The sequence below is a fragment of the Corynebacterium heidelbergense genome, assembly GCF_028609845.1.
GTDB classification, from domain to species: Bacteria; Actinomycetota; Actinomycetes; order Mycobacteriales; family Mycobacteriaceae; genus Corynebacterium; species Corynebacterium heidelbergense.
Genome location: NZ_CP063191.1, coordinates 225,096 through 251,379 on the forward strand (window position 1 = coordinate 225,096; position 26,284 = coordinate 251,379).

The 26,284-nt window shown below is 64.7% G+C and carries 21 protein-coding genes and 1 tRNA gene; 10 read left to right on the forward strand and 12 right to left on the reverse strand.

Features of this window, described 5'->3' with window-relative positions; translation table 11 throughout:
• Positions 1-82: 82 nt before the first annotated feature.
• The 6 genes from CHEID_RS00900 to CHEID_RS00925 form a co-directional block, all read right to left on the reverse strand.
• Positions 83-751, reverse strand: coding sequence for a hypothetical protein (locus tag CHEID_RS00900; protein ID WP_112769877.1), 669 nt, complete (start codon positions 749-751; stop codon positions 83-85).
• Positions 752-1,044: 293 nt separating this feature from the next.
• Positions 1,045-1,623 (reverse strand): hypothetical protein, encoded by a 579-nt coding sequence (locus tag CHEID_RS00905; RefSeq protein WP_112769878.1) that lies wholly within the window; start codon positions 1,621-1,623, stop codon positions 1,045-1,047.
• Between the two features lie 10 nt (positions 1,624-1,633).
• Complete coding sequence (locus CHEID_RS00910) at positions 1,634-2,380, reverse strand: hypothetical protein (protein WP_146743876.1); 747 nt, start codon at positions 2,378-2,380, stop codon at positions 1,634-1,636.
• A gap of 172 nt (positions 2,381-2,552) precedes the next feature.
• Positions 2,553-3,236 (reverse strand): hypothetical protein, encoded by a 684-nt coding sequence (locus CHEID_RS00915; RefSeq protein ID WP_112769880.1) that lies wholly within the window; start codon positions 3,234-3,236, stop codon positions 2,553-2,555.
• A gap of 110 nt (positions 3,237-3,346) precedes the next feature.
• Positions 3,347-4,363 (reverse strand): hypothetical protein, encoded by a 1,017-nt coding sequence (locus CHEID_RS00920; RefSeq protein ID WP_112769881.1) that lies wholly within the window; start codon positions 4,361-4,363, stop codon positions 3,347-3,349.
• 163 nt (positions 4,364-4,526) lie between these two features.
• Positions 4,527-4,600 (reverse strand) — tRNA-Gly (locus tag CHEID_RS00925).
• 144 nt (positions 4,601-4,744) lie between these two features.
• Here CHEID_RS00925 and dcd point away from each other — a divergent pair.
• From dcd to CHEID_RS00955, 6 genes are all read left to right on the forward strand, one after another.
• Positions 4,745-5,308: a dCTP deaminase gene (gene dcd, locus CHEID_RS00930; RefSeq protein ID WP_112769882.1), complete on the forward strand. Its 564-nt coding sequence runs from the start codon at positions 4,745-4,747 to the stop codon at positions 5,306-5,308.
• A 34-nt stretch (positions 5,309-5,342) separates the two neighbouring features.
• The gene (locus CHEID_RS00935; RefSeq protein ID WP_112769883.1) at positions 5,343-6,176 is read left to right on the forward strand and encodes an ABC transporter ATP-binding protein; all 834 of its coding nucleotides are present in this window, start codon (positions 5,343-5,345) and stop codon (positions 6,174-6,176) included.
• Between the two features lie 4 nt (positions 6,177-6,180).
• Positions 6,181-6,858: an ABC transporter permease gene (locus CHEID_RS00940; protein WP_238599367.1), complete on the forward strand. Its 678-nt coding sequence runs from the start codon at positions 6,181-6,183 to the stop codon at positions 6,856-6,858.
• Positions 6,859-6,861: 3 nt separating this feature from the next.
• Positions 6,862-7,521, forward strand: a complete 660-nt coding sequence (locus CHEID_RS00945) for an ABC transporter permease (protein ID WP_112769884.1) — start codon at positions 6,862-6,864, stop codon at positions 7,519-7,521.
• Positions 7,522-7,587: 66 nt separating this feature from the next.
• On the forward strand, positions 7,588-8,643 hold the full coding sequence (locus tag CHEID_RS00950) for an ABC transporter substrate-binding protein (RefSeq protein ID WP_112769885.1): 1,056 nt from the start codon (positions 7,588-7,590) through the stop codon (positions 8,641-8,643).
• A gap of 121 nt (positions 8,644-8,764) precedes the next feature.
• A complete protein-coding gene (locus CHEID_RS00955) occupies positions 8,765-10,183 on the forward strand; it encodes a UDP-glucose dehydrogenase family protein (protein WP_112769886.1) in 1,419 nt (472 codons plus the stop codon).
• On the opposite strand, the gene CHEID_RS00960 is transcribed toward CHEID_RS00955, so the two are convergent.
• The 5 genes from CHEID_RS00960 to CHEID_RS00980 form a co-directional block, all read right to left on the reverse strand.
• Positions 10,180-13,047, reverse strand: coding sequence for a hypothetical protein (locus CHEID_RS00960; RefSeq protein ID WP_146743877.1), 2,868 nt, complete (start codon positions 13,045-13,047; stop codon positions 10,180-10,182). The genes CHEID_RS00955 and CHEID_RS00960 overlap by 4 nt on opposite strands.
• 155 nt (positions 13,048-13,202) lie before the next feature.
• Positions 13,203-14,447: a pyridoxal phosphate-dependent aminotransferase gene (locus CHEID_RS00965; protein ID WP_112769888.1), complete on the reverse strand. Its 1,245-nt coding sequence runs from the start codon at positions 14,445-14,447 to the stop codon at positions 13,203-13,205.
• Between the two features lie 99 nt (positions 14,448-14,546).
• Positions 14,547-15,419 carry a hypothetical protein gene (locus tag CHEID_RS00970; RefSeq protein ID WP_273661185.1) on the reverse strand — a complete coding sequence of 291 codons (873 nt, stop codon included), beginning with the start codon at positions 15,417-15,419 and terminating at the stop codon, positions 14,547-14,549.
• Positions 15,420-15,709: 290 nt separating this feature from the next.
• Positions 15,710-19,093: a (Fe-S)-binding protein gene (locus CHEID_RS00975; protein WP_112769277.1), complete on the reverse strand. Its 3,384-nt coding sequence runs from the start codon at positions 19,091-19,093 to the stop codon at positions 15,710-15,712.
• A gap of 153 nt (positions 19,094-19,246) precedes the next feature.
• A complete protein-coding gene (locus CHEID_RS00980) occupies positions 19,247-20,203 on the reverse strand; it encodes an alpha/beta hydrolase (RefSeq protein ID WP_112769278.1) in 957 nt (318 codons plus the stop codon).
• 352 nt (positions 20,204-20,555) lie between these two features.
• Here CHEID_RS00980 and dnaK point away from each other — a divergent pair, with 352 nt between their 5' ends.
• The gene (dnaK, locus tag CHEID_RS00985; RefSeq protein WP_112769279.1) at positions 20,556-22,412 is read left to right on the forward strand and encodes a molecular chaperone DnaK; all 1,857 of its coding nucleotides are present in this window, start codon (positions 20,556-20,558) and stop codon (positions 22,410-22,412) included.
• A complete protein-coding gene (gene grpE / locus CHEID_RS00990) occupies positions 22,412-23,182 on the forward strand; it encodes a nucleotide exchange factor GrpE (protein WP_112769280.1) in 771 nt (256 codons plus the stop codon). Before dnaK ends, grpE begins: the two co-directional genes overlap by 1 nt.
• Before the next feature lie 97 nt (positions 23,183-23,279).
• On the opposite strand, the gene CHEID_RS00995 is transcribed toward grpE, so the two are convergent.
• Positions 23,280-24,401 (reverse strand): hypothetical protein, encoded by a 1,122-nt coding sequence (locus CHEID_RS00995; RefSeq protein WP_146743846.1) that lies wholly within the window; start codon positions 24,399-24,401, stop codon positions 23,280-23,282.
• 161 nt (positions 24,402-24,562) lie between these two features.
• Here CHEID_RS00995 and dnaJ point away from each other — a divergent pair, with 161 nt between their 5' ends.
• Entirely contained in the window at positions 24,563-25,789 is a 1,227-nt protein-coding gene (gene dnaJ, locus CHEID_RS01000) for a molecular chaperone DnaJ (protein WP_112769282.1), read from the forward strand.
• A gap of 6 nt (positions 25,790-25,795) precedes the next feature.
• Positions 25,796-26,275 carry a heat shock protein transcriptional repressor HspR gene (locus CHEID_RS01005; RefSeq protein ID WP_112769283.1) on the forward strand — a complete coding sequence of 160 codons (480 nt, stop codon included), beginning with the start codon at positions 25,796-25,798 and terminating at the stop codon, positions 26,273-26,275.
• The last annotated feature ends 9 nt before the right edge of the window (positions 26,276-26,284 follow it).

Sequence of the window (26,284 nt, forward strand, 5' to 3'; positions counted from 1 at the left end):
TTTTCCGAGGCTGGTTTGTCCGATGCGGGCAACCCGGGTGGATGCTAGCTGCGTGGATCAGTGCCGGGTTGGACCCTTCCTGCTAGCTCCAGCGATGCTCGTGCTGATCGGCTCCGGCAGCGCCCGAGGCCCAAGGGTTTGACTGTTGCCCCTCTTCAGCTTCCAGCGACCACTTGCGAGGCGCTGGACTAGCCGAGGGGGAGGCCTTCGCGGCCGCCGCACTCCAGCGACCCCCGTCCACGCTGGGTTGAGTCTGCTCAGCGCTCCAGCGCCCTGTCGGAGCGTTAGCCTGGCCAAATCCGGCTCTATTAAAGCCCTTTAGCTGCACGGAGGCGCCCGTAGCGGAACCCAGATACCGCTTGAGCCACTGGAATCCGGGCGCGTTTGTTTGCACGCCAACAACCGTGTTCCACACCAGCATGATCAGGAGGATCAGCACCGCCAGGAACAGGCCGAAACCGACGGATGTTAGGGAATCAACATCGGAATCCCCCAACTCCTTGATCTGAGATGCCACGAGCGGATCGCCTCCGGTGAATAGGCCGGTCAGGCAGTAGAGGAACAGTAGAGAGATAAAAGGTCCGAACACCGTGGGGGTTAGTTGCCGGAGATTTGTCAGCAGCGATAGCGTCAGAGCCGCAAGCACCAGGATGATCACCAACTGGATGGCCAGAATCGGGCCAATCCAGTCACTAGTCGAACCGGATGTTGAGCCAATCGTTTCGCCAAGAACATTGGCGGATCCGGACACACGACAGCCCACATGCCCCAATCCGGAGAGCGAGCAACCCCCATTGGCGGAGTACCCGCCGAAGCCGTTCGACCTGCTTGTACTGACGTCGGCCTTTGTCCAGGGGAGGAGACACGTTAGAAGGTAAAGAAACGACAGCGTTCCGTATACCGCTAGCTGAATTACTGGCTGCCGGAGCCACGAACCTACTGAGTTTCGGGGAGTGGGCGCGGTGGGAGCAAAGTTCATTGCCATGACGGATCCGTTCTATGCGGTGAGTGAGCTAGGTGCCAGGAGGTTCGCAGTGAGCTCCGTTACTTTGCCCGCCGCCCCATGAGCTTTCGAATGTTCCACAAGAGGTTCAAGAAAACGAGCATGGCAGCAGTGTGGGCGGCTGCGAAGAAGCCAGCACTGTAGACGTCGCTCATGCGCCTGTCGTAGGAGTTGAGCCCCAGAGCCACCAGCCTGAACAGCAGGTACAGCCACGGGAGAAGAATGATGCCGTAGCCGATGGTCCACATCAGAGACTGAGATGGGTGCCGATCCTCTTTGACGCCAATGTTGGACATGTTGATCTCAACGCTGGGGTTCTGGGACGACTGCGGCGCTCCGAAGGGCATGGGGTTGGAACGGCTGAGGTCAGTGGAGGCGAGGTTCTTGATCCACTGGATGTCCACATTGGTCGAGCTGTCGGCCAGTGCGGCATCGTAGCTGTCCCGCTTGTACGGGTCCGCGAGAATGGACTTCGCGGTCCGCACCTCATCAACCTGGGGGGAGTTATCCGGTTGCCCACTATTCTTCAGATCGTTGAGGCGTGCCTGGAGGACGCGCTCAATATCCGCAGGTGGGGTATCGCGGTTAAGCTGCAGCGACTCGTAGAGATCGAACTTCATGTCTGTTTCCTTAATCGAATGATTCTGGTTGGTCGAGCTTGAAGTGGAACTCCGTCAATTCGACCTGGGAGAGTTCCGCCCCGCTAGAGTTCTCGACAGAGATTTTCTTCGGGCTTATCACTATGACAGTTCCGCCATCGGAAATTGTTCGGTAGCTGCCCTCGGTTCCAGAGGCGATGTCCCGTTCTGCCTCACCGCCCTTGTACAGGCCCCGGTAGTACAGACCGCCGTTCGCACCGACCCGGCAGACGACTGCGCGGTCGGTGCCGTTGCTGGCCGCATACACCCACTGGTCGTCCGCATTGCAATGGGCGCCCGATATTCCAACCCAGCCGCCGGGGCTGATTTGGTCATCGGTGGTATCCATACCGGCTCCGAACTCATCCAGTGAGCCTGGTCGATTAGGGGCCGGGGCTGGGGCCGCTTGGACGTTCGGGCTAGGAACATTGGGGGCAGGTGAAGGGGCCGGCGCGGCGCTGGAGGAGCTAGACGCCGTAGTGCTAGCCGGTGCGGCCTGGAAGGTTGGCTGGGCCATTTCGTTCGGCTGAGCGCCGTGGTCTCGGCTCTGCCACCAGAAGTAACCGAGGATGGCTAGGACCACCGTGAGGGCGACGGACACGCCCACGATGAAGATGCGCTTTGCCAGTCCACCTTGCTTCGGAGCGTTGCCGCCAGGGAATGGATTGCCCAGACCGCTCGGCCGCGCATCAAACTGGGTGGGGGGTTCGATATTCGATCCCCAACCTTGTCCTGTCATCTGGCCACTTCGCTTTCCGGTCGTCTTTAGCGGCGAATATTCTTGCTACCCGCCAGAAGTAGAGTAAAGCTACCGGGCATTGCAATACCACCGAAGCGGGGAAGCCTCCCTAAGACACCCATTTCAGGGGTAGCTCGATCGAACAGCAGAAGTTGCGAGGGCTGCGCAAAAACTACATGCGGTCCCAGTAGCGACGATGCTCGGCTGCGAAGCGGGCCAACTGGATACGACGAGACAGAGCCGGACCTGGCCCGCTGTGCGAAAACTCCGCAAACCCGTTTTCCGCGAGCTTTCGGCACAAGTAGTCAATCTTCGTATTGACCTTCTTCTGCGACCAGTCCAGTGTGTCCTGCAATTGCCTCACCGTAGGAATGTCGTCATTTCCCGCCCCAGCCCGGCGCACCAGAGGCGCGGCCAAGGCCCGGAGTAGTGCGGCCTGTTCCGCGTTGGGGGAGAACTGGCCCGCCGTCATCGGCGCGGTATGCACCGGCTGCGCCAAGGGCACATCCACTGCACGGGTCAAGGTGACATGCAATTCATAGGTGGTTTCTGGCGTCTGGAATACAAGGGCAGAACGATGTGCCGGAAGCGGGCTAGAGGCGCCGGGCCCCAACCGCATATGGGCCAAAGCACCCGCCTGGCGGCTTTCGATCTGAACCGGAACGCGATTGCCCCTGTTCGCCACCATCCACGTGCCGTTCGCGTACCAAATCTCCAAAAGAACGCGATGCATGTATCGATCATCCGCGCCGACCGGTATACGGGCGGCACGGCCAATCGTGGTGGACTCACCCGGTTGCAGAGTCCACCGCCCACCGACCAGGTCGTCGATGATGACAAGGTCAGGGGACTTCATGGAAGATCATCTCCTCGATAGGGGAACGGAGCTGCCTGCTGCCTCCCCGGTTATTGCCGGGGTGGGGAGGCACGGAGGGTTAGGTGGGAAGGGGAAGAGGGGCGGCGGTTCTACTTGCCGCCGAAACCCTGTTGATTCTGCGGGCCAAACGGCGGCTGGTCGGGCTGGCCGAATGGCGGCTGGTTACCTCCCGGGGTAAAGCCCTGCTGGCTACCGAAACCCTGCTGACCGCCGAAGGGGCCGGGCTGCGCAGCGGCGTTCTGGTGCCCCCGCGGTCCCGTCGTACCGCCCGGCACCGGAGCCCCAGCCGGAATGTTCAGTGCCTTGCGTAGGCCCGGGCCGAAACCGGGGCTCTGGAAGACTGCGGCGAGCAACAGAGCCGTAGCGATCGTGAGCAAACCCAGCAGGATAGCAAGGATGGCGCCGATGCCCGGGCTTGTATTCACGGTGGGATGGGTGCTACCGATGGACAGGCCCTTATCCGCGCCCCGGGTCAGCTTGTCCATGCTGCCAACCATTGCATAGACCGCGAAGACGACTTCCACGAGGCCAGCGGCAAGCAGAAACTGCGGGGCCAGTTTACGAAGCTGGGTGAAGGCCGCGACAATGGCCGCAATGAACAGGACCAGCACCGCGATCTGCATCGCCATAAAGAAGGTGTAGGAATCCGTGCTGGTCTCGCTGATGCTCGTCGGGCTTCCCGCGCCACCACCGAGGAGTTCCCCAAAACCGCCGGTATCCATCGAACCACTCGTCAGGCACTTCACCGAACCAAAGCCGTTCATGCTGCAGTCGGAGCTAACGTGCATCTCGGCGACCAGGAAACCACCATCGAACTTGACGGTGGCCTGTACCCACTTCAAGAACCCGGTGAGCAGCGTCAGCGCCCCAAGAACAGCCATGGCGATGGTGGGCAGCAGGGGGTTCCTGGCCATTGCATCCGCAGCGTTGGCGAAAAAGCCGCCGCCGGAGCTCTTCTGGGTCGGCTGCCCGTACTGCTGCTGGCCATATTGCTGCTGCCCGAACGGTTGGGAACCGTACTGGTTCGGACCGCCGAGCTGATTTGGGCCGGACTGCGGGGAATTCCATGGCCCCGAGTTAGGCACCGGGGGTTGCACGTTGTTCATGGGGCGCGGCGTCCTTTCTACCTAGGGATTTCCTGAAGGTTTGATACGGATACTCAAGATAGATGTATCAGGGGGTGCGCGCGACCGGAACAGCAGATATAGCCGGAGCCCTGGGGTGGACCCTAGGGCATAGAAAAGGCGCAGCCGGGGCTGCGCCAGAGAGTGGAGCCGATGACGGGAATCGAACCCGCGCCGCCTGCTTGGGAAGCAGGAGTTCTACCATTGAACTACATCGGCAGTGGCGCTCACTCTACTACGGGTGTATCGCAGGGTGAAAAACGGGCCGGTCAGCCGTGCTGCGAGCTCGCCTCCACATTGGCACCCGGATGCGCGGCGCCCGGCACCCGAAGGCGCGGCACCGGGCGCGCTAAGCTAAGCGGCGTGCTTCTCTCCGACCGTGACCTCCGAGCCGCCATCGCCTCCGGTGACCTGCGCATCGAACCGCACACCGATGACCTCATCCAGCCGTCCAGCGTGGACGTGCGCCTGGACCGGCTGTTTCGGGTTTTCAACAACTCCCGGTACACCCACATCGACCCGAAGCTCCCGCAGGAGGAACTGACCACCGAGGTGGAGGTGGACGGCGAAGATCCCTTCATCCTCCACCCCGGGGAGTTCGTCCTCGGCGCCACGCTGGAGCGGTTCTCCATCCCCGCCCACCTGGCCGGCCGGCTGGAGGGAAAGTCCTCCCTGGGGCGGCTCGGTCTGCTTACGCACTCGACCGCGGGCTTCATCGACCCCGGCTTTAGCGGGCACATCACCCTAGAACTTTCCAACACTGCGAATCTTCCGATTGCCCTGTACCCGGGCATGAAAATCGGCCAGCTCGCCCTCTTCAGGCTGACGAGCCCTGCCGAAGCCCCCTATGGCACAGGTACCCTTGGATCGAAATACCAAGGCCAGCGTGGACCCACCCCGTCCAAGGCCTATTTGAATTTCATCTAATAAAGCCTGCGCACGCAGGTGGGAAGCCCACAGCGTGATCACATTCGAGGACGTTTCCGTCCACTACCCCGGCACCGCCGCGCCGGCTGTCAAAAGCTTCGATTTTGAGGTCCCGTCCGGCAGCATCACCACCTTGCTGGGAAGCTCCGGCTGCGGCAAGACCACGCTGCTGAAGTGCATCAACCGCCTTGTCACCCCCACGGGGGGCAGGGTCCTCATCGACGGTGAGGACGTCGCGGACAAAGACCCGGTAAAGCTGCGCCGCTCGATCGGCTACGTGCTGCAGAATTCTGGTCTGCTGCCCCACCGGACGGTCCTGGACAACATTGCCACCGTCCTGCGGCTCAATGGCGTGGCAAAAAGCGAAGCCGCCGAGCGTGCCCTAGGGGCTGCGGAACTGGTGAACCTGTACCCGGAGCTGCTCGACCGCTACCCGCGCCAACTCTCCGGCGGCCAGCAGCAGCGCGTGAGCGTGGCCCGCGCCCTGGCGGCCGACCCCAACATCCTGCTTATGGACGAACCCTTCGGCGCCGTGGACCCCATCGTCCGCCGCTCCCTGCAGGAACAGCTCCTCGACCTGCAGGCCCGCCTGGGCAAAACCATCGTGCTCGTGACCCACGATGTCTCGGAGGCCATGACGCTGGGTGACCAGGTAGCCCTCCTCGCCGAGGGTGGGGAGCTCGCCCAGAGCGGCACTCCCCAGGAGTTGGCCGCCCACCCGGCCAACGATTTCGTCCGGGATTTCCTCGGTTTCCATAACCGAAATCTCACCGTGCGCAGTATCGATGGTGCAGAACTGGTGGTCGACGCACGCGGCGCTGTGGTGGGTGTGCTTGGGGGCGTCCCCAATAAACAGGGCGGCGAGTAACCGCATGTCCAACATCATCAATTTCGAGTGGATCACAACGAACTGGGATGTGATCCTGGATTTGGCGATCGCTCATGCGGGGCTGGCGATACCCGCCATTGTGGGCACGTTTATCCTCGCTGTTCCCATTGGCTGGCTGGCCCATCGGGCGGGGCAATCGCGCCGCTGGCGGCCGGCCCGTGCGTCCATCATCTTGTTGACGGGCGTGCTTTTTGGCATTCCCTCCCTGGCGTTATTCGTGTTGCTTCCGGTTATTTTGGGCACATCCATTCTCAGCTCTTTGAATGTGGTCATTGCTCTGCTTATCTATGGCGTGGCCCTGCAAACCCGGGTCGTCGCCGAGGGGTTCGACGCCAACGACAACCGCGCCACCGAAGCCGCCGACGCATTGGGATACTCCCGCGCCCGCAGGTTTTGGGCAGTGGACCTGCCCCTTGCTGGTCCCTCCATCCTGGCGGGAATGCGGGTGGTCAGCGCCTCCACTATCAGCTTGGTGTCCGTGGGAACGCTCATCGGGGTGGGCAGCTTAGGGGACTTGCTCACCGCGGGTTTCCAGCGCAACTTCCCCACCCAGATTCTCGTCGGGATCCTGGCCACCGTGGCCCTCGCAATTCTTTTTGATCTAGCCCTCGTCCTGGTGGGCAGACTCGTCATGCCCTGGCGCACGAAAGCGGGGCTATAGACCATGATTCAACACGCTTTCGGATTGCTCACCGACCCCTCCGCGTGGGGTGGGCCCACCGGTTTCGGTCAGCGCATTGCCGAACACCTGTGGCTTAGCCTCATTGCCCTTATCCCGGCGATTCTCATCGGTGTTCCCCTCGGGGCCGCGATTGGGCACACGGGTAAGGGCCGGGGACTTGCAGTGGGGACCACGGGGGCCATGCGGGCCCTGCCCTCCCTGGGGCTGCTCACCGTTCTCGCGTTGCTGATTCCCAGTGGTATTGCCAACGCGTGGATCCCCTCCACCATCGTGCTGCTCATTTTGGCAATACCGCCCATTCTGGCGGGAACCTATTCCGGCATCGAGGCCATTGGCCAGGATATCGTTCAGGCCTCCCGGGCCATCGGCCACACAGAATTGCAAACGCTAGGTAAAGTTGAGATGCCGCTGGCCGGAGCGTCCATCGTCGATGGAATCCGGTCCGCCACCCTGCAGGTCATCGCCACCACGACGATCTGCGCCTACCTGGGAACCGGTGGGCTGGGCCGACTACTCATCGATGGCCTGGCCACCCGCAACTATCCGCAGGTTGTCGCCGGGGCCGTCCTGGTCATCGGCGTGGTCGTGGCGGTCGAGCTCATTCTGCTTGGGCTGGTCTACCTGCTGCGCAGGCGCCGCTGAACGATTTCGGCCCTGAATCCGGGCATAAAGAAGAACTGCCCATAACCCAACGCAAGGACTATTGCTATGAGAATTACCCCTCGCACCCACACCAGCCACACCGCCGGGGTTGCCAACCGGGCCCCGCATTCCGGAGCGGAAACCGGGCAGGCCCGTGGCAAAGCCCTGCGTTCCCTTTCCCTCAGCGCGGCGATATTCCTTCTCGCCGGTTCCGCCGCAGCGTGCGGAAACAACGATCCCCTGCAGGAAAACACGCAAAACGATGCCTCTACGGTGACCGTGGGTTCCGCCAACTTCCCCGAAAGCCAAATCATCGCCGAGCTGTACAGCCAGGCCATTGCGGATGAGGGTGTGGAAACCAAGATCAACGGCGGCATCGGCGCGCGCGATGTGTACCTATCCGCCCTGGAAAAGGGCGATATCGATATCGTCCCGGAATACACCGGCAATCTCGCGCAGTACTACGCCAAGAATGCGGGCAAGCAAGACCTGCTAGCCCCCGGCGCTACCGCGCAGCAGGTGGAAGATGCAGTGCGCCAGGTGTTGCCGCAAAAGCTGGAGGCCGGCAAGCCGGCGGAGGCCGAATCGAAAGACGCCTACCGGGTAACGAAAGAAACAGCAGACAAATACGGCCTGGTTTCCCTTGGGGATCTAGCCAAGATGAGCCAGTCGACGAACATCAACATCGGCGGCAACCCGGAGTTGGCACAGCGGCCCTATGGTCCGGAGGGGTTGTCCAGCGTGTACGGCATCGATAAGGGCAAGCTGAAGGTCACGCCCATTTCCGATGGTGGCGGGCCCCTGACCGTCGCCGCGCTGCAGGATAAGACGGTGCAGGTCGCGGATATCTACTCCACGTCGCCGGTATTGGATCGGGACGGCAATAAAGTGGATGTGGTGACGCTGCAAGATCCCAAGAACCTCATCCTCGCCCAAAACGTTCTGCCCGTGATGCGCCAAGGGGGCCTAGACGATAGGGCTAGGAAGGCGATCACGGAAGTGCAGGAGAAACTAACCACCGAGGATCTGCTGGCGATGAATGAGCGCAATGTGGGCAAGGAAAAGGCGGAGCCGTCGAAGATCGCCAAGGATTGGCTGGAGGAAAAGGGCCTCACGAAGTAGCCGGGGTTCGCCCCGGATGCGAGCCCGCGGCCGCCGGTCCGGCGGCGACTAAGCCCGCGGCCACCGCCCTGACACTTTCAGGTCACACCCAGTTAACCTGCAGTCGGTATATTCGCCTCTTATGCAGATGACGGTTTTCGGTACTGGGTACCTTGGGGCCACCCATGCGGCATGCATGGCGGAGCTGGGCCACAACGTGTTGGGCGTGGACGTAGACGAGGCGAAAATCGCCTCCCTGACCAAGGGCGAGGTGCCCTTCTTCGAACCCGGCCTCCAGGACATCCTCACCCGCAACATCCAGGCCGGTCGCCTGCGCTTTACCACCGATTACCGGGAAGCCGCCGAGTTCGCCAACGTCCACTTCATCGGCGTGGGCACGCCCCAGAAGAAGGGCTCCAACGCCGCAGATACGCGCTACGTCAAGGCCGTCATCGACGACCTCGTTCCCCTCCTCAGCGGCGATCACCTCATCCTCGGTAAATCCACTGTGCCCGTCGGGACCGCGGCGTCCTTACAAAAAAGGGCCAAAAAACTCTTGCGGACGCCACCTAACCGCGCGCCGCACCACGACGAGACAGCAGAGAATACCGATTCGCCGGCCGCACCCGCCACGGTAGAGATTGCGTGGAACCCGGAGTTCCTCCGCGAGGGCCACGCGGTGGAGGACACGCTGCGCCCGGATCGCATCGTCCTGGGCGTGCGCGCGAAGAACAGCCGGGCGGAGGAGGTAGCCCGCGAGGTCTACGCCTCCGCACTGGCGGAAGGCACCCCCTTCCTGGTCATGGATCGCCCCACCGCGGAGCTTGTGAAAGTTTCTGCCAACGCCTTCTTGGCCACCAAGATCAGCTTTATCAACGCGGTCTCCGAGGTCTGCGAGATCACCGGCGGGGACGTCACCGCGCTGGCAGACGCGATCGGTTACGACGAGCGAATTGGCCGCAAGTTCCTGGGCGCCGGCCTGGGCTTCGGCGGCGGCTGTCTGCCCAAAGACATTCGGGCTTTCATGGCGCGGGCCGGCGAGCTCGGCGCGGATCAGGCGCTGACGTTCCTCCGAGAAGTGGATGCCATCAACATGCGCCGCCGCGAAAAGATGGTGGAGCTGGCCCGCCGCGTCCTCGGCGGTTCCCTCATCGGGTCCAACGTCACCGTGTTGGGGGCGGCCTTCAAGCCCGATTCGGACGACGTCCGCGATTCCCCCGCGCTCTCCGTGGCCGGTTCGCTATCCCTGGCCGGGGCGAACGTGACGGTCTACGACCCGAAGGCGATGAAGAACGCTAAGAAGATCTTCCCCACGCTGAACTACCCCAACTCCCTGGAAGAGGCCCTGCGCGGCGCGGATGTCGTCGCAGTGGCAACCGAGTGGAAAGAGTTCCGGGAGCTGGACCCCGCCCGCGCCCTCGACCTCATCGGGGCCGGAGCGCCGGCCGAGGAGGGGCAGCAGGACCGGCCCGCCCCGGCCGTCATCGACGGTCGCAACTGCCTGGACCGCGCCACCTGGGAAGCAGCGGGGTGGCGTTACCTGGCCCTCGGCGTGGGCTAGGGGTTAATCCCGCACTCCCGTAGGATCCGCTGCCACTGCTCCGTGCGCACATCCCCGTACATGCGGTGGTCAAGATCGATGGCGGAGAGCACCTGGTTGACCAGCTGGGGATCCGAGGTTTCCACGGCCTGCTGTAGGGCACTTTCGACGATCATCGTCGCATGACTGCGCGCCTGCGGATTGCGGTCGCCGAACATGAGGATGGCCTGCATCAGGAGCATCCGCAGATACGGGGAGAGCAATGGCCCCCGCTGCTCGGCCGGCAACTCGGCCAGCATCGGGCGGATCCGCGCGTTTGCCCACCCCGCAAAGTAGGCCAACAGGTCCACCGGGTGGCCGATCTCCAAATCGCTCCACTTGCTGGCGGTGGAGGTCACCGCGTCCGCCAGCGTCTCCACGACCTCGTCGGAAGGCTGCTCCTCCCAAGCCCGGGATGCCGCCTGGTCCAACTGGGCCACGGCTTCCCGGTGCTGCGGCTCGAACACCTCCGGGGTCATGTACACGCTCTTCAACAGGGCCCCGCCTCGCGCGACCACATTGGCCTTGGGGAAGGCGGCGTAGCACTCCAGGGGGTACCTTTCCTCCAAACCGACCGCTGCGGCGACCAAGCCGTGTTCCATGCACGAGTGGTAGTACGATGCGGCGCAGTGATGCCGCAGCTCCTCATCCTCGGATTCTTCGGCGAGGTTGAGGGCGCGCAGGCGGAGCAGGTCCGCACTGTGGAAGTTTCGCAGCTGGTCCAGGTCCGTGGCCCGCTGGGTGACGACCCGCGCCCGGAAGCCGTGGCCCTCGGGCCCTTCGGAATCCTCGCTGCGCTGCTCCAAGCTGTGCAGCAGGGCCAGGATGTTGAAGTACATGTGCAGCGGTCGGCTCATCATGGAAGTCTGCAGCGCAATCTCCCCGCCGACGAGTTCATCCGGCATCGCCACATAGGTACCGCTGACCATATTGAGCATGTAGGGCAGGGCGGACGGCAGGAACTCAGCCACGGCAGGCAGCATCACCGAAGTCTGCTGAAACCCGACTAGCGGGCAGATCGTCAACAGCGGCCGCACTCCGCGAAGGGCTAGGACAAGATGCTCTGCGGAGACGAATTTCTGGCTGAACGCCAAGGCCACCATCACGTAAACCTCGGCCACGCGCCGATCCTCGGCGGGCCGCTGCAGGAGGTCGCTGATCAAACTGTCGAGGACGACGGGATCGGGATCCTCCAAATTGACCTCGGCAACCCGTTCCCGCACCCAGTGCAGCGCTTGCACCTCCGGGTGGTCCAGGTCAGCTCTGCTCCCCGCTGTCTCACTGTTCAGGGCGAGGATGTGCTCCAAGAACCGGTCCCCGGGGAAGGCGCCTCCCGGCGCCAGCTCGCGGGAGAGGTATGCCGTGAGCTCCCGCCGGAAGTGGGCACCATTGTCCGTGGTGGTCCCCAGCATCCCATGCAGCGGGAGGGCGACTGCCGCGAGCTCCTCCCGGGTCACCTGTTTCAGGCTGTCCTGCCAGTCGTACCCCGCCATCATGTGCGGGGGATTGGTCATCCATTTACTTGCCGTGGGGGGTAGGGCGAACAGCGCGGGGGTGATGCCCTCGGGCAAGTCCGCCGCCCGTGGCAGCGGGGGGACCACGAACAATCCCGTGGCCTCCTTCACCACGGGCTCAACGTGGACGGAGGTGCCCCCGGGGATCCGGTCCTTGAGGATGTGATCCTGGTTCACCGTGTACCCGTTGCGCTCGTCGATCTGGCGGGCGCGGATGAGGGCGAGCCGCTCGGCGGTCTCCGCCGCTGCGGCGATGGTCGTGTCCTCCGGGCGCCAGTGCGGACCCAACGGGGAGATGCCCAGGCCAAGGAAGGGTTGGTCCCCGAAGCCCTGCTCTACCGCCGCCCGCAGCGGTTTAACTAGCTCGGTGGCCGCCGCCCCCACGTCGTGGCCCAGCGGAGGAACGTCGCTAGCGGCGCAGATGAGAAGCTGGCCGTTAAGAAGGGCAAGCCCGGCATCCGGCTCCCCGGCGCGCAGCAGGTACTCCGCGAGCAGCAGACCACTGCTCACCCCCTCGGGGGCGCCCAAGGTCACGCCCGCCACCTCCATCACCCGGCGGCCGGTGACCTCCGGGTCCACGTGGCCCAGCAAGGGAATGAGGGATTCCGCCTGCATCAGCGCGGGCATCGTCTGTATCTGCGGGCGGCCGTCTAAAAGGGACACGAGGTGTGCCATCAAGGGAAAGTCGTGGCGCTCCCAGGCGTTCATCGCTCGCGCATCGATGCCGCTGTACCACTTCGCTATGGCATCGGCGTCCCCATCCTCGGGAAACGGCGGCGGGGGAAATGCCTCCCCGATTTTCCACCCCCGCTCCAACTGCCCGGTCGCCTGGCAATACACCAGCGCTCGCTCGGCGATCTGGGCCTCACTGACCCCATGGGTGCGTTGCATATCCTCCACGCACTCCTGCAGCGCATCGAGGGAGGCCATCGGAATGGAGTGATCGTGGCCGTACATCGCGGGGAAGTCCGTGAAGGCCACCGCGAACAGGTCCGGCAGGGGATTGCCGGCGGCGTCCAGAAGCGGCTGGTCACCGCGGCCGCTGTTCACCGCCGTCGGCTCGGCGGGGAAGGTGGCCGCGTCCTGCCGGTGCTTCTGCCACAGCCAGGGGACCAGGGCCACCGCTTCCTGCGCATCCACCGCGCCTGGCAAAGCGGCTAGCTGCAGCTTCAGGGCGTACTCGTGGGGTTCACTGCCCGCTACCTGCGGGAGGGTTTGGCGGATCATGCCCGCCATATGGCGCGCCGATTCCGCTTTTTCCAACAGCCCTTCCACTAGCGCGGCGGGTGGGATGTGCCGGACGGTGTGATCGCCCTGGGGTGTAACAGACATCAGGTGAACCTTCTGGGTCGGTTAACAGGGGGGACTAGGCGGTGGGGAAAGAGGAGCAAAAGGGGCGACCAACACAACCGGCACGGTTGGCGCGGTCGGCGCAGTCGGCGTGACCGTCACAACCGGGGAGATCAAGGCAACCGGTGCGACCCGAGCTACTGCCGGTAACTGGCCAGGAAGTTGCCCAGCCGCTCGATCGCGTCGGCCAGATCACGGGCCCACGGCAGCGTGACGATGCGGAAGTGGTCCGGCGTGGGCCAGTTGAAACCGGTGCCCTGGACCAGGTGGATCTTCTCCGCCCGGAGCAGGTCAAACATGAATTTCTCGTCGTCGTGGATCTCGTGCACATTCGGATCCAGCCGGGGGAACGCATACAGCGCGCCCATCGGCTTCACGCAGCTCACGCCCGGAATCTCGTTCAACTTCTCGTACGCCACGTTGCGCTGCTCCAGCAGCCGCCCGCCCGGCAGCACCAACTGGTCGATGGACTGCTTGCCGGACACGGCCACCTGGATGCCGTACTGGGCGGGCACGTTCGGGCACAACCGCGTCCCCGCCAGCAAGTCCAGGCCCTCGATGAACCCCTCCGCGTGGCGCTTCGGGCCGGTGAGCACCATCCAGCCACTGCGGTAACCGGCCACGCGATACGCCTTCGACAGTCCGTTGTAGGTCACGCACAACAGGTCGGGGCACAGTGTTGCCACGCTGATGTGATTGGCCCCGTCATACAAAATTTTGTCGTAGATCTCGTCGGCGAGGATGAGCAGAGAGTGCTCGCGGGCCACGTCGACAATCTGCTCCAAAATCTCCTTCGAGTACACAGCACCCGTCGGATTATTCGGGTTGATCACCACAATGGCTTTCGTGCGCTGGGTGATCTTCGCCTTGATGTCCTCGATGGAGGGATACCAGTTATCCTCCTCGTCACACAGGTAGTGCACCGGTTTGCCGCCGGACAGGGACGTAGAGGCCGTCCACAGCGGGTAATCGGGGGAGGGGATGAGGACCTCGTCGCCGTCGTTGAGCAGCGCCTGCATCGTCATGGTGATCAGCTCGGACACGCCGTTGCCGAGGTAAACGTCCTCTACATCGAAGCGGGGGAAGTCAGCGATGACCTCGTAGCGGGCGTAGATGGCGCGCCGGGCGGAGATGATGCCCTTCGAAGTGCAATAACCCTGCGCGTTCGGGAGCGCAGCGATCATGTCCCGCATGATCACGTCCGGGGCCTCGAAACCGAACACTGCGGGGTTGCCGGTGTTCAGCTTGAGCACGCGGTGGCCGTCCGCCTCCATGCGCTCGGCCTCCGCGTTCACCGGTCCGCGGATTTCGTAGAGGACGTTCTGCAGCTTGGTCGATTGATCCAAAGTCCGCAGCTCACTGGGGCGCTTGGGGGTACTCATTCTTCAACATGGTGCCATCTTGGGGCCGTGGTCGCCACCGTTGCGGCGGGGGAGGGGGGCACCGGGCTGTAGGTGAGAATCAGCGCTGGGTGGGGTGTTTTACCGGGGTGCCGGGTTCGTGCCGCCGCCCGTGCCGGGGCCGGTGGTTCCTCCGCCGGTGCCGCCGCCGGTACCCGGGTTTGCGGGGGCATTGCCGTTGCCCGTGGGGGCGGTGCCCTGGGTGGGCTGAGCGGTGGCGCCGCCGCCTGTTCCGGTGCTTGGAGCGGGGCCGATGGGCTCGGCCGACGGTGCTGGGGGCTGCGGGGCGGGGTTGTTCGGCGTGGGGGTGGCTGGCGGGGCTGTCGTGGCCTGGGATTGGGTGGACCGGGACTGCGTGGTGGCGCGCCCGCCCCCGGTGTAGCCGGAGTAACCGCTGCCGCTGCTGCCCGAGTTGCCCTGGGAACGATCGCCGGGGTTGATGTTGTCGTATTTCCCGGTCGTGGTCGCGGCAGGGTAGCTGGGGGTAATGACGCCCCGGTTCGCAGTGGCGGCGTTTCCCGTCTGCGTGCCCTGCATGATCAGCATGGCCACGATGGCCGCGAGGAGCGATAACGCCGCGACAGTGGCCACCGCCCACTGCCAGAACGGCATCTTGCGGTATACACCGCGGGCTCGGGAGCGCATGGATCGATCCTCCTCCGCTTCGGTGACCTGCGCGTCTGCGGCGGCTCCATCTGCTTCGGGTTCGGCTACGGCGGCGGGGTCCACGGTGGCGCGGTTGATGGCGGCGGGGTCATCGGCAGCGTGGTCGATAGTGGCCCCGCCGTGCGAGGCGAAGTCCTCGTCGAAGTAGGGTTCGCTGCCGGAACGGTGGGGTAGGTCGCCAGTCCCGCTGCGCCCGGTGGCCGCGGCTAGGTTGCTGCCGTGGTCTCGTGGTGCGGCTGCGTGCCCGGTCGGCTCCGGGTTAGCGTGCGGGTCTGCCTGTCGGTCCATCTACTCGCCTTCGTCGTCACGCCGCATGTACGTCGGTTGGGTGGGGTACCCGGGGTCCTCGTCCTGCTTTCCGGAGGAGGGTCTGGGTGCCCACAGCGGCGGCATCTGTGAGTTCTCTTTAGTCTATCCGGCACCGCTGTTCAAACCTAGGTGGGTGCGTTTTCGGTCTGTGGGGGGTTGGGGTGTCTTTCTTGCGGACGCCAAAACCCCCGCGCCGGTAAAACGCGGGGGTTCTGGTTGGGCGGTCCGGTGGCCCTTGCGAGCCAGGGGTATGACCCGCCTAGGGGCCGTTAGCGACCGGGGGCACCGGGTGCGCCGGGGGCACCGGGTGCGCCCGGAGTGTTACGGGCCAGCTTGATGGGACCACTGTCAGCGTTGTCAGCCTTCGGCTGCTCGGCCTTGGCCTCCGCCTCCGGCTTGGCCTCCGCCTCCGGCTGGGCGGCTGCGGGGGCATTGGGCACGCTATCGCTGCCAGTCGTGTCTGCCTTCTCAGCGCCCTCAGCGGATTCGGACGGTTCAGCCGGTTCTGCCGCCGGGGCTGCGGTTTCAGAAGGAGCAGCCTTCGGTGCCGCCGGTGCAGAGCGAGCGGCAGGCGCAGAGGGGGCAGAAGGAGCCGCGGGCGCGGACGGAGCAGACGGCGCGGCAGGGGCAGCCTTCGGTGCTGCAGGGGCAGCCGGGGCTCCCGGAGCAGCAGCCGTGGGTGCACCCGGAGCGGTGGCGGAGAGCTTGATCTTTCCGCCTTCCTCGGTAGCAGTTGCCGAGGCTCTCTTGTCCTCGTCAGCAGGCGCGGAGGGATCGGCCGGAGCACCTGGAGCACCTGGAGCAGCAGGGGCGCCAGCACCCGGAGCCTTGGGAGCGCCCGGTGCGGCCGGTGCGCCAGGAGCCTTGGGAGCGCCCGGTGCGGCCGGTGCGCCAGGAGCCTTGGGAGCGCCCGGTGCCCCAGGAGCCTTGGGGGCACCTGGAGCAGTAGGGGCGCCAGCACCCGGAGCCTTGGGAGCACCCGGTGCAGCAGGGGCGCCGGCACCCGGAGCCTTAGGAGCACCCGGTGCAGCAGGAGCGGCCGGGGGCTTGGGAGCGCCAGGTGCGCTCGGTGCGGCCGGAGCACCTGCTGCGGGGGCCTTCGGCGCACCCGGAGCGGCGGGGGCCTTCGGCGCACCCGGAGCGGCGGGGGCCTTCGGCGCACCCGGTGCAGCAGCGGCGCCAGCAGCAGCACCCGCGGCGGCTCCACCAGCAGCGGCAGCCTTCTCCGCGTCTGCCTTCTTCTTGGCAGCGGCTTCCTCCGCCTTGCGCTTCTTCTCCGCCTCGGCGCGGCGCTTGGCTTCTTCCTCTGCCTTGCGCTCTGCTTCCTCGCGGGCCAGCTTCTCCTCGTCAACCCAACCGCGCTCCGGTGCTACCAGGAACTCCGGGGACTTGGGGGCGGGCAGCTTGCCATCCACCAGGATGGACTCGCGGAACATCTGGGAGATATCCAGGACCTGGGTGCGCTCGTTCTTGTCCTCGATATCGGCCTGGCGGTTGTTCACGCCGTCGGTGAGCATCGTCTTACAGAAGGGGCAACCGATCGCGATCGCTTCCGATCCGGTGGCCAGGGCCTCATCCGTGCGGTTGAGGTTGATGCGCGTGCCGATGTTCTCTTCCATCCACATCCGGGCACCGCCAGCACCACAGCAGAAGCCGTTGTTCTGGTTGCGGGGCATCTCCACCAGGTTCGCGCCGGAGGCTCCGATGAGCTCGCGGGGAGCCTCGAAGACCTTGTTGTGGCGGCCCAGGAAGCAGGGGTCGTGGTAGGTGACCTTGCGCCCGCTCTGGGGAGCGTTGACCGGCTCCAAGCGACCCTCACGGATCAACTTGTTCAGCAGCTGGGTGTGGTGGACAACCTCGTAGTTACCACCCAGCTCCGGGTACTCGTTGCGCAGCGCGTTGAAGCAGTGCGCACACGTCACCACGATCTTGCGCTGCTTCGGGGGCACGCCTTCGAAGGCCTCATCGAGGATCTCGATGTTCTGCTCGGCCAGCATCTGGAACAGGAACTCGTTGCCGGCGCGGCGGGCGGAGTCACCGGTACAGCCCTCGCTCTCACCCAGCACGGCGAACTTCACGCCGGCGGTGTACAGCAGGTCCGCGACTGCGCGGGTGGTTTTCAGGGCGTTATCGTCAAACACACCAGCACAACCGACCCAGAAGAGGTACTCGGTGTCGTCGAAGTTTTCGATGTCCACGCCGTAGACCGGAACATCCACACCGTCGGCCTTGGCCTTCTCGATCCACTCGGAGCGCTTGTTGTTGTTCTGGCCCCAGGGGTTGCCCTTGTTCTCCAGGTTCTTGAACAACCCAGCCAGCTCGCTGGGGAACTCGGAATCGACGAGCACCTGGTAGCGACGCATGTCAATGATGTGGTCGATGTGCTCGATGTCCACCGGGCACTGCTCCACGCAGGCGCCACAGTTGGTGCAGGACCACAGCACGTCGGGGTCGATCACGCCCATCTCGCCGGCACCCACGAGCTGCAGCAGCGGCAGGTTGGAGTGAGCGTCGATCGCCGGATCATCCTCGTTGGGCATATCCGCGGTGGAGAACAGGTCGGGATCGGCCTCATCCCCGTTACGGGCGGCCTTGAGGTAGGGGGCGGAGTCGATCGCGTGGTTGCGCAGATCCATGATCAGCAGCTTGGGGCTCAGCGGCTTCTCCGTGTGCCACGCGGGGCACTGCTCCTGGCACCGACCACACTCGGTGCAGGAGGTGAAGTCCATCCAGCCCTTCCACGTGAACTCGTCGATCTTGCCCACGCCGATGTAGTCCTCGTCCGGATCGGCGTTTTCCATCGTCAGGGCGCGGCCCTTGGAGGTCATGGGCTTCGCGGCGCCGAGGGCGTTGCGGCCATCGGAGTTGCGCTTGAGGAAGATGTTGAAGAACGCCATGAAGCGGTGCCAGGCCACGCCCCAGCGCAGGTGCTGGCCAACCATGTACAGCCAGATCATGCCGGACAGCAGCTTGATCATCGCGAAGACGGAGACCAGAACGGCTGAGGCCGGCAGGATCTTTGCCAGGTTCATGGTGAGGAAGTCCGTGTACCAGTGACCGCCTTCATAGCTGGCGAAAGTGGAGATGCGGGAGGCCTTAACAAGGATCATGCCGAGACCCTCAATGAGGACCACGGCTTCCACGAAGTACGCGGCGCGGGCATTGGACCCGTAGAACCGGGCCTTGCGCTCCTGGTCGCCGATGCGCTGGCGGATGATGATGAGCACGATGATGCCCACGACCGTGCCGATGCCCAGCAGCTCGTCGATGAAGTGGTACAGGCCGGTATCGCCGATGAGCGGCCAACCGCCGCTGGGGTCGAAGATCTGGATGTAGGCCTCAAACCACACGACGAAGCCGAGTAGGAAGCCCACCATGACCAGCCAGTGGGCTATCGCCACCTTGGGCTTCTTGGCCATCTTGGTGTGGCCTAGTACCTCGCGAATGAGGTTAACCAGGCGGCCCAGTGGGTTGTCCAGACGGCTCAGGGCCGGCTGGCCAAGGCGGATCATCTGGTAGATGTTGATGGCCCCGCGGATGAAGAACACCCAGGCCGGGATAGAAAGCAGAGCGCCGATGATGCCCATGGGGATGGTGACGTCCCATGGGATGTCTTGTCTCATCAACTTGTCGCCTTCGGCGAGCAGGTCCATGGAGTACTCCTCGTAAGTTCAGCCGGCGTGCAGCCGAACGCTAAAAAACTATGTACCTGGGCAGATTATCAGTTGTCAGCCTGCCGTTAATAGTTGCCGAGAAGCTTGCCGACCTGCCTATTTAGGCCATAATCGTGTTGCGAAAATCATTACCTATCGCTGGTTGATGAGATCCACTATCCGCCGCCGGTCCCGCCGGGACTCCGCCGTCGCGGACAGGTGGTACATGTGAAAGCCGCCGGGCACCTCCACCAGCTCTGCGGCCAGCCCCGCTCGCCGGATTGCGGCGATGAAATCTTGGGTGTCCGGCAGGGAAAGATCCCGGTCCCCGCAGAAGGCCGTCACGGTGGTTTTCCGTTGTTGTTCTTGGGTGATTAAGGACGCCATTCCCGCGCCCTTCTTCCACCCGGTCGCCGGATTAATAGTGGGGTCCGCGAAAGCTGCGGGGTCACCCCCAGCCCACTGCCGCCCGGCTGGCCGCAGCCCCGCGCTGGACAACTTGGGGTCCCGCTGCTCGTAGCGGGACATCCGGGGGTTACCCAACTCCAGGTCCAACCAAGGGGCGTTGAGGATGAGGTGGGCGGGTGTGGCGTGAATCCCAAACAGCAGGGCCCCCACCGCCAGCGCTCCTCCTGCGGACTCCCCGAGGATCGAGACGTTCTCCTCCCCATGGTCGGCGACGAGCTCCCGATAGGTGTGCTGGACCAGGGCGATGGCTTCCGGTGCGCTGTGCTCCGGCACTAGCCCGTAGATGGGCACCTCCACCCGCACCCCGGAATCCGCAATCTGGTCGATGAAGTTCCAGGCGGGTGGGCGGATGGTGTTGCTGAAGCCCCCTGCATGGAGGTAGAGGCAGGCCCGGGCCGCGGTCTGGTTCGGGGCAAGCTCGCCCAGCGGCGCGAGGTTGGTCCCCGCGTTGAGCGCGAAGGCCAGGGGGGCCACCGAGTAGACGGGAAACCCGCAGACCTCTCGGGTGCTCACGGATTGGTGCTGCCGCAACGTGTGGGGCGGCTCCGGGTTGGTGTGGGGCTTAGCCGGGGAGGAGCTGCGCTGGGCGCGCCGGGTTTCCTGGGCGAGTTTCGCTGCCGCGAGGGTCATCGAGAGGCTCATGTCTTCCCAATCTAGCGCCGCGAAGGGGTCGGCGGCGCGGGGAATTGCGGGAGCTGGGAGGGCACCTGGGGGCGGGGCCTATGGTGGACGAGCGCAGCAAAATTGAGCCGACCGGGAACAACTTTGAGCTGCGGGGAGTTACATCAGACGTGACAAGGTTGCGCGGCGCAGGCTCAACTCGGGTTGACGTTGCGCGCAAATTCGGGATACTTGGATCTAGTCACAGGCTCAACTTCCCCCGAGTGGGAATGAAAGTTGAGCCTAGAGCGCTAAAGTATGTGCGGCGCCCGGTAGAGGTGGCGTCGTAAAGAAAGAAGACAACAACCAACCCCACAGAAAAAGGAGAACATCCATGGGACGTGCAGTCGGCATTGACTTGGGAACCACCAACTCCGTGGTCTCCGTCCTTGAAGGCGGCGAAGCAACCGTCATCGCCAACTCCGAAGGCTCCCGGACCACCCCATCCGTCGTCGCCTTCGCCAAGAACGGTGAGGTCCTCGTCGGCCAATCGGCCAAGAACCAGGCCGTCACCAACGTGGACCGGACCATCCGCTCCGTCAAGCGCCACATCGGCGCCGACTGGAACGTCGAGATCGACGGCAAGAAGTACACCGCGCAGGAAATCTCCGCCCGCACCCTCATGAAGCTCAAGCGGGACGCTGAGAGCTACCTGGGCGAGGACGTCACGGACGCCGTGATCACCGTTCCGGCCTACTTCAACGACGCTCAGCGCCAGGCCACCAAGGACGCCGGCCAGATCGCCGGCCTGAACGTCCTGCGCATCGTCAACGAGCCCACCGCAGCCGCCCTGGCCTACGGCCTGGAAAAGGGCGACAAGGAACAGACCATCCTCGTGTTTGACCTCGGCGGCGGCACCTTCGACGTCTCCCTGCTGGAAATCGGCGACGGCGTGGTGGAAGTGCGCGCTACCTCCGGCGACAACCAGCTCGGCGGCGACGATTGGGACCAGCGCATCGTCGACTGGCTGGTGGAGAAGTTCAAGAGCCAAAACGGCATCGACCTGACCAAGGACAAGATGGCCCTGCAGCGCCTGCGCGAAGCAGCGGAAAAGGCCAAGATTGAGCTGTCCTCCTCCCAGCAGGCCACCATCAACCTGCCCTACATCACCGTGGACAGCGAAAAGAACCCGCTGTTCCTCGACGAGACCCTCTCCCGCACCGAGTTCCAGCGCATCACCCAGGACCTCGTGGACCGGACCAAGAAGCCCTTCCAGTCCGTGCTCAAGGACGCGGAGGTTTCCGTCTCCGACATCGACCACGTTGTGCTTGTCGGCGGATCCACCCGTATGCCCGCCGTCACCGACCTGGTCAAGGAGCTCACCGGCGGCAAGGAGCCCAACAAGGGCGTGAACCCCGACGAGGTCGTCGCCGTCGGCGCTGCCCTCCAGGCCGGCGTGCTGCGCGGCGAGGTTAAGGACGTGCTGCTGCTGGACGTCACCCCGCTGTCCCTCGGCATCGAGACCAAGGGCGGCGTGATGACCAAGCTCATCGAGCGGAACACCACCATCCCCACCAAGCGCTCCGAGACCTTCACCACCGCCGAGGACAACCAGCCCAGCGTGCAGATCCAGGTCTTCCAGGGCGAGCGCGAAATGGCCCAGCACAACAAGCTGCTCGGCTCCTTCGAGCTCGGCGGGATCGCACCCGCACCCCGCGGCCTGCCGCAGATCGAGGTCACCTTCGACATCGACGCCAACGGCATCGTCCACGTGACCGCCAAGGACAAGGGCACCGGCAAGGAAAACACCATCAAGATCCAGGACGGCTCCGGCCTCTCCCAGGAAGAGATCGACCAGATGGTCAAGGACGCCGAGGCCCACGCCGAGGAGGACAAGAAGCGCCGCGAAGAGCAGGAAGTGCGCAACTCCGCCGAGTCCATGGCCTACCAGACCCGCAAGTTCGTCGAGGACAACAAGGACAAGGTCTCCGAGGACATCCAGACGAAGGTGGAAGAGGCCGCCAAGAACGTCGACGAAGCCCTCAAGGGCAGCGACGTGGAGGCCATCAAGGATGCCGTGGAGAAGCTCTCCGCCGAATCCCAGGAGATGGGCAAGGCCATCTACGAGGCCGAAGCTGCCAAGGCGCAGTCCGGTGAAGGTGCCGACGCCGCCAACGGCGAAGGTGCGAAGAACACCGATCCCAACGTGGTCGACGCCGAGGTTGTCGACGAGGAGGATGACAAGAAGTAATGGCTGACAGCGACTGGACCGTCAACCCCGGGGCCCCCTCCCAAACCGATGAGGAGGCAGCCCGCGACGCCGACGTGGACGCCCAAGCCGGGGATGACGACGCAAGCGAAGCCTCCATCGAGGCAGACATCGACGCCGCCGTCAACGACGTGCTCACCGGGGACGCTGAAGGCGATGCCGAGGCAGCGGCCCAGGCGCGGGCAGACGCCGCAGAATGGGACTCCATCGACGACGCCGCCGACCTGATTGACGGCACCGAAGCGGAGGTCGCCGACATCACTGCGGCCGGTGGCGCTGAGGCACCGGGTGTCGGCTCCGGTGAGGCAGGGTCCGGTGACGCTGAAGCTGGTGACGCCGCGCTGCAGGCAGAACTGGCCGAGCGCACGGAGGACCTGAAACGCGTCAGCGCGGAGTACGCCAACTACCGCCGCCGCGTGGAACGGGACCGGGCCGGGGTGATCTCCGGCGCGAAGGCGGACCTCGCCGCCGCGCTGCTGCCCGCCCTCGACGACCTGCAACTCGCCGAATCCCACGGGGACCTCACCGGCCCGCTCAAGGCGGTCTCGGAGAAGCTCAACGCGGCCCTGGCCAGCGCGAAGGTGGAAGCCTTCGGGGCCGAGGGTGAAGAGTTCAACCCCGACCTGCACGAGGCGGTGCAGGATACCTCCAGCGGAGAGGACAAGGTGCTCGGCACCGTCCTGCGCAAGGGGTACCGGCTCGGCGACCGCGTACTGCGCACCGCGATGGTGATCATCGCGGACCCCAGCTAGACCGCGCTGCTAGGGCGCGGGGGCCGGGTCTTGGCCTGGTCGGCGCTGGCCCCTAGCCGGGCCGCCGGGCCGCGCAGCGCTGGCCCGCGCCTCGGCCCTAGAGCACCGGCCCCTCTGGCCCCTCCGGCCCATCGTCAAGCCCATCGCTGATCCTCCCCATGAGGTAGGCGTTGGGCTTGATGTGTATCTCCGCCTGCCGGGAGTTGCCCTGCCCCCAGACGACGTTGGTGAAGGTCTCCACCTCGCCCATGTGCATGAGGTGCAGGCGCGGCGAGACCGCGCCCGGCTGCGTGGTGTACAACTCTGCGGCCAGGGAGGCCATGAGCCCGATGGAGTTCATCAGATCGCTGCCGTTCGTCACCTCCCGGGCGATGGTGACGTGCCGGAAAGGCATGGCGAAGATCAGCCCATTAGAGCGGTCCACATGCGGCGCATTGCGTTCGAATAGTTCCTCGAGGAACAGCGGCGCGGAGCCGATGAAGAAGTTAGTCCCCTCCAGCAGCCAGCACTTTTCATCCGGGTTGTCCTTGTTGGGGGCGTATTCGCTGAAGGACATGTCCGAGTCCACGAGCTCCTGCCACAGGTTGCGATAGCCCATCCGGTACAGGTCCTCCACGGGCCCTCGGTCCTCCAGCGCGGGGGTGGTGAGGGATTGAATGGACTGTTCCGTATCCAGCACGAGGCGGATGAAAGCGTCCTCGCTGAAGGGCCGCAGGGGGGAATCTTTCCCGAAATCCTCGTTGCCCTTTTGATCCATCGGCGCCAAACGGACCCGCATCGCGGCGTAGAACTCCGCATCCGGCAGCCGGGGGCTATCCATCGCGGCGACGAGATTGCCGACGAACTCATCGACGGTTTCCGGCATCTCCGCGTCGAAATCGTCGAGTTGGGCGAGCAGGCGCGGCAAATTGTCCAGTCCCATGGTCCGGGTTTGGTTCTCGGAGCGAGCGAATTTCACGCTGTAGTCCTCGAACTCCACGGCGAAACCGCGTTCCTCCAGGCTGCGCCGAAGCTGTTCCTCCATTGCCATGGCTTGGCGCATGGTCAATTCGGTGAACACGGGGTGCGGATCGCCGAGATGGTCCGGCTCCGGCGGTGTTCCCGTTTCTTCATTGTGGACGCCAGGATGCGCGGGTTGGCTCTCCCCGCTGCGGTGGGAGGAGTTCTGCTCGGGGTTTCCGAACATCCGTTGCAGCCAGTTGCGCTTTCGTGGGGTCATGTCTTCCCAGCCTAGTGGGTGGCACTCGGGCCCCTGGCGGGAATAGGGGTGTGCTGGGCCGGTTGAGACAAATGGATTAGAAAAGTTAAGCGCGGTAGACTCAACCACGGTCAACGGCGCAGATGAAGATCGAGAAAAGTAGATCGAGGAGTTAGCAACCTATGGCACAAAAGGAGTGGGCCGAGAAGGACTACTACCGAGACCTTGGGGTGTCCTCCACGGCAGACGTCGACGAGATCAAGAAGGCGTACCGCAAGATCGCGCGGGAAGACCACCCGGATAAAAACCCGGGCGATGCCGCAGCCGAGGAGCGGTTCAAAAAGGCCTCGGAGGCCTACAGCGTGGTGGGCGATAAGGAGAAGCGCGCCGAATACGACGAGCTCAAGCGCCTCGTGGCCGCCGGCGGTGGCTTCGGCGGTTACGGCAACTTCGGGGCGGGCACCACCGCGCCGGGTTATGGCGGCTTCGGCTCCACCGGCTTCGGTGGGAGCGGGGCGGATTTCGACGTTTCCGACCTCTTCGGGGCCGGGGGAGCGAGCAACCTCAACGACGTGTTCGGAGGCATGTTCGGGGGCCGCGGTGCCGGTGGTCGCAGCGGCGGGACGCGAGCGTCCCGCCGTGTCCGGCAGACGCGGGGTGCGGACGTCGAAACGGACATCACCCTGGAGTTCCGGGAAGCGACCAAGGGCGTGACGGTCCCCATTCGGCTGACCAACCCCGCCCCCTGCGTGACGTGCCATGGGTCCGGGGCGAAGCCGGGCACCTCCCCCCAGCGCTGTACGACCTGTTCCGGGAGTGGGCTGGTCAGCGAGAACCGGGGGGCCTTCGGGTTCTCCCGTCCCTGCGAGGACTGCTCCGGCACCGGGACCCGCGTTGAGGAGAAGTGCCAGGACTGTGGCGGAACGGGCCGCAAGACGCGGTCTCGCACGATCACCGTCCGCGTTCCCGCCGGAGTGGTGGACGGGCAGAAAGTCCGCCTGGCCGGACAGGGCGCGGCCGGGGAGCGGGGAGCGCCGGCCGGGGACCTCTTCGTCACCGTTCACGTCACCCCGGACGAGGTATTCTCCCGCTCCGGGGACGACCTCATGCTCACCGTTCCTGTGAGCTACACGGAGCTGGTCCTCGGTGGTGCAGTCACCGTGCCCACCCTGGATTCCAAGGTGCGGGTGCGCATCCCCCAATCCACCCCGGATGGCACGACCCTGCGGGTCCGCGGACGCGGGGTGAACAAGCGCAACGGGGCCAGCGGCGATCTGTTGGTCACAGTGAAGGTGGAGGTACCCAAAAACCTCGACGAAGCCGCGATGAGCACGCTGCGAAAGTACGCCGAGGAGGAAAAGCGGGCTGGTTTCGATCCACGGGCTGGCTGGGAAGGAAATGTGGGGTGATAGCTCATGTCACACGCCAACGGACATGCCGAACCCGCAGGTGAGGACCGGAGCCCAGGTCGCGGCCAGACCGGCAAACGCCATGAGCCCCGGGAGGAAGTGTTTGTGATTTCTGTGGCCGCGGAGATTACGGGCATGCACGCCCAGACCCTACGCACCTACGACCGGATGGGGCTAGTCACCCCGGAGCGCACCCGCGGCGGGGGACGGCGATACAGCCGAGAGGACATCGAACAGCTACAGGAGATTCAGCGGCTCTCCCACGAGGAGGGGGTCAACCTCGCGGGAATTAAAACCATCATCGAGCTGCAAAATAGGGTCAACGAGCTGGAGGAGGATAACGCGGCACTTCGCCAGCGGCTCGCCGAGACGCGCTCGGAGCTGCACCGGGCCAACTCGACGTCAGGGCGCCGCAACCGCGGGGAGATCGTGCACGTGCCCCGCTCCACCGCCGTGGTGCTGTGGGAGCAGCGCCGCCGCCGCTAGCCCCATGCC

Excerpts from the sequence above, each read along its gene's own strand:
- CHEID_RS00905 (WP_112769878.1), bottom strand. The coding sequence starts at position 1,623 with ATGAAGTTCGATCTCTACGAGTCGCTGCAGCTTAACCGCGATACCCCA.
- CHEID_RS00910 (WP_146743876.1), bottom strand. The coding sequence starts at position 2,380 with ATGACAGGACAAGGTTGGGGATCGAATATCGAACCCCCCACCCAGTTT.
- CHEID_RS00915 (WP_112769880.1), bottom strand. The coding sequence starts at position 3,236 with ATGAAGTCCCCTGACCTTGTCATCATCGACGACCTGGTCGGTGGGCGG.
- CHEID_RS00920 (WP_112769881.1), bottom strand. The coding sequence starts at position 4,363 with ATGAACAACGTGCAACCCCCGGTGCCTAACTCGGGGCCATGGAATTCC.
- CHEID_RS00940 (WP_238599367.1), top strand. The coding sequence starts at position 6,181 with ATGTCCAACATCATCAATTTCGAGTGGATCACAACGAACTGGGATGTG.
- CHEID_RS00945 (WP_112769884.1), top strand. The coding sequence starts at position 6,862 with ATGATTCAACACGCTTTCGGATTGCTCACCGACCCCTCCGCGTGGGGT.
- CHEID_RS00950 (WP_112769885.1), top strand. The coding sequence starts at position 7,588 with ATGAGAATTACCCCTCGCACCCACACCAGCCACACCGCCGGGGTTGCC.
- CHEID_RS00955 (WP_112769886.1), top strand. The coding sequence starts at position 8,765 with ATGCAGATGACGGTTTTCGGTACTGGGTACCTTGGGGCCACCCATGCG.
- CHEID_RS00960 (WP_146743877.1), bottom strand. The coding sequence starts at position 13,047 with ATGTCTGTTACACCCCAGGGCGATCACACCGTCCGGCACATCCCACCC.
- CHEID_RS00965 (WP_112769888.1), bottom strand. The coding sequence starts at position 14,447 with ATGAGTACCCCCAAGCGCCCCAGTGAGCTGCGGACTTTGGATCAATCG.
- CHEID_RS00970 (WP_273661185.1), bottom strand. The coding sequence starts at position 15,419 with ATGGACCGACAGGCAGACCCGCACGCTAACCCGGAGCCGACCGGGCAC.
- CHEID_RS00975 (WP_112769277.1), bottom strand. The coding sequence starts at position 19,093 with ATGGACCTGCTCGCCGAAGGCGACAAGTTGATGAGACAAGACATCCCA.
- CHEID_RS00980 (WP_112769278.1), bottom strand. The coding sequence starts at position 20,203 with ATGAGCCTCTCGATGACCCTCGCGGCAGCGAAACTCGCCCAGGAAACC.
- dnaK (WP_112769279.1), top strand. The coding sequence starts at position 20,556 with ATGGGACGTGCAGTCGGCATTGACTTGGGAACCACCAACTCCGTGGTC.
- grpE (WP_112769280.1), top strand. The coding sequence starts at position 22,412 with ATGGCTGACAGCGACTGGACCGTCAACCCCGGGGCCCCCTCCCAAACC.
- CHEID_RS00995 (WP_146743846.1), bottom strand. The coding sequence starts at position 24,401 with ATGACCCCACGAAAGCGCAACTGGCTGCAACGGATGTTCGGAAACCCC.
- dnaJ (WP_112769282.1), top strand. The coding sequence starts at position 24,563 with ATGGCACAAAAGGAGTGGGCCGAGAAGGACTACTACCGAGACCTTGGG.
- CHEID_RS01005 (WP_112769283.1), top strand. The coding sequence starts at position 25,796 with ATGTCACACGCCAACGGACATGCCGAACCCGCAGGTGAGGACCGGAGC.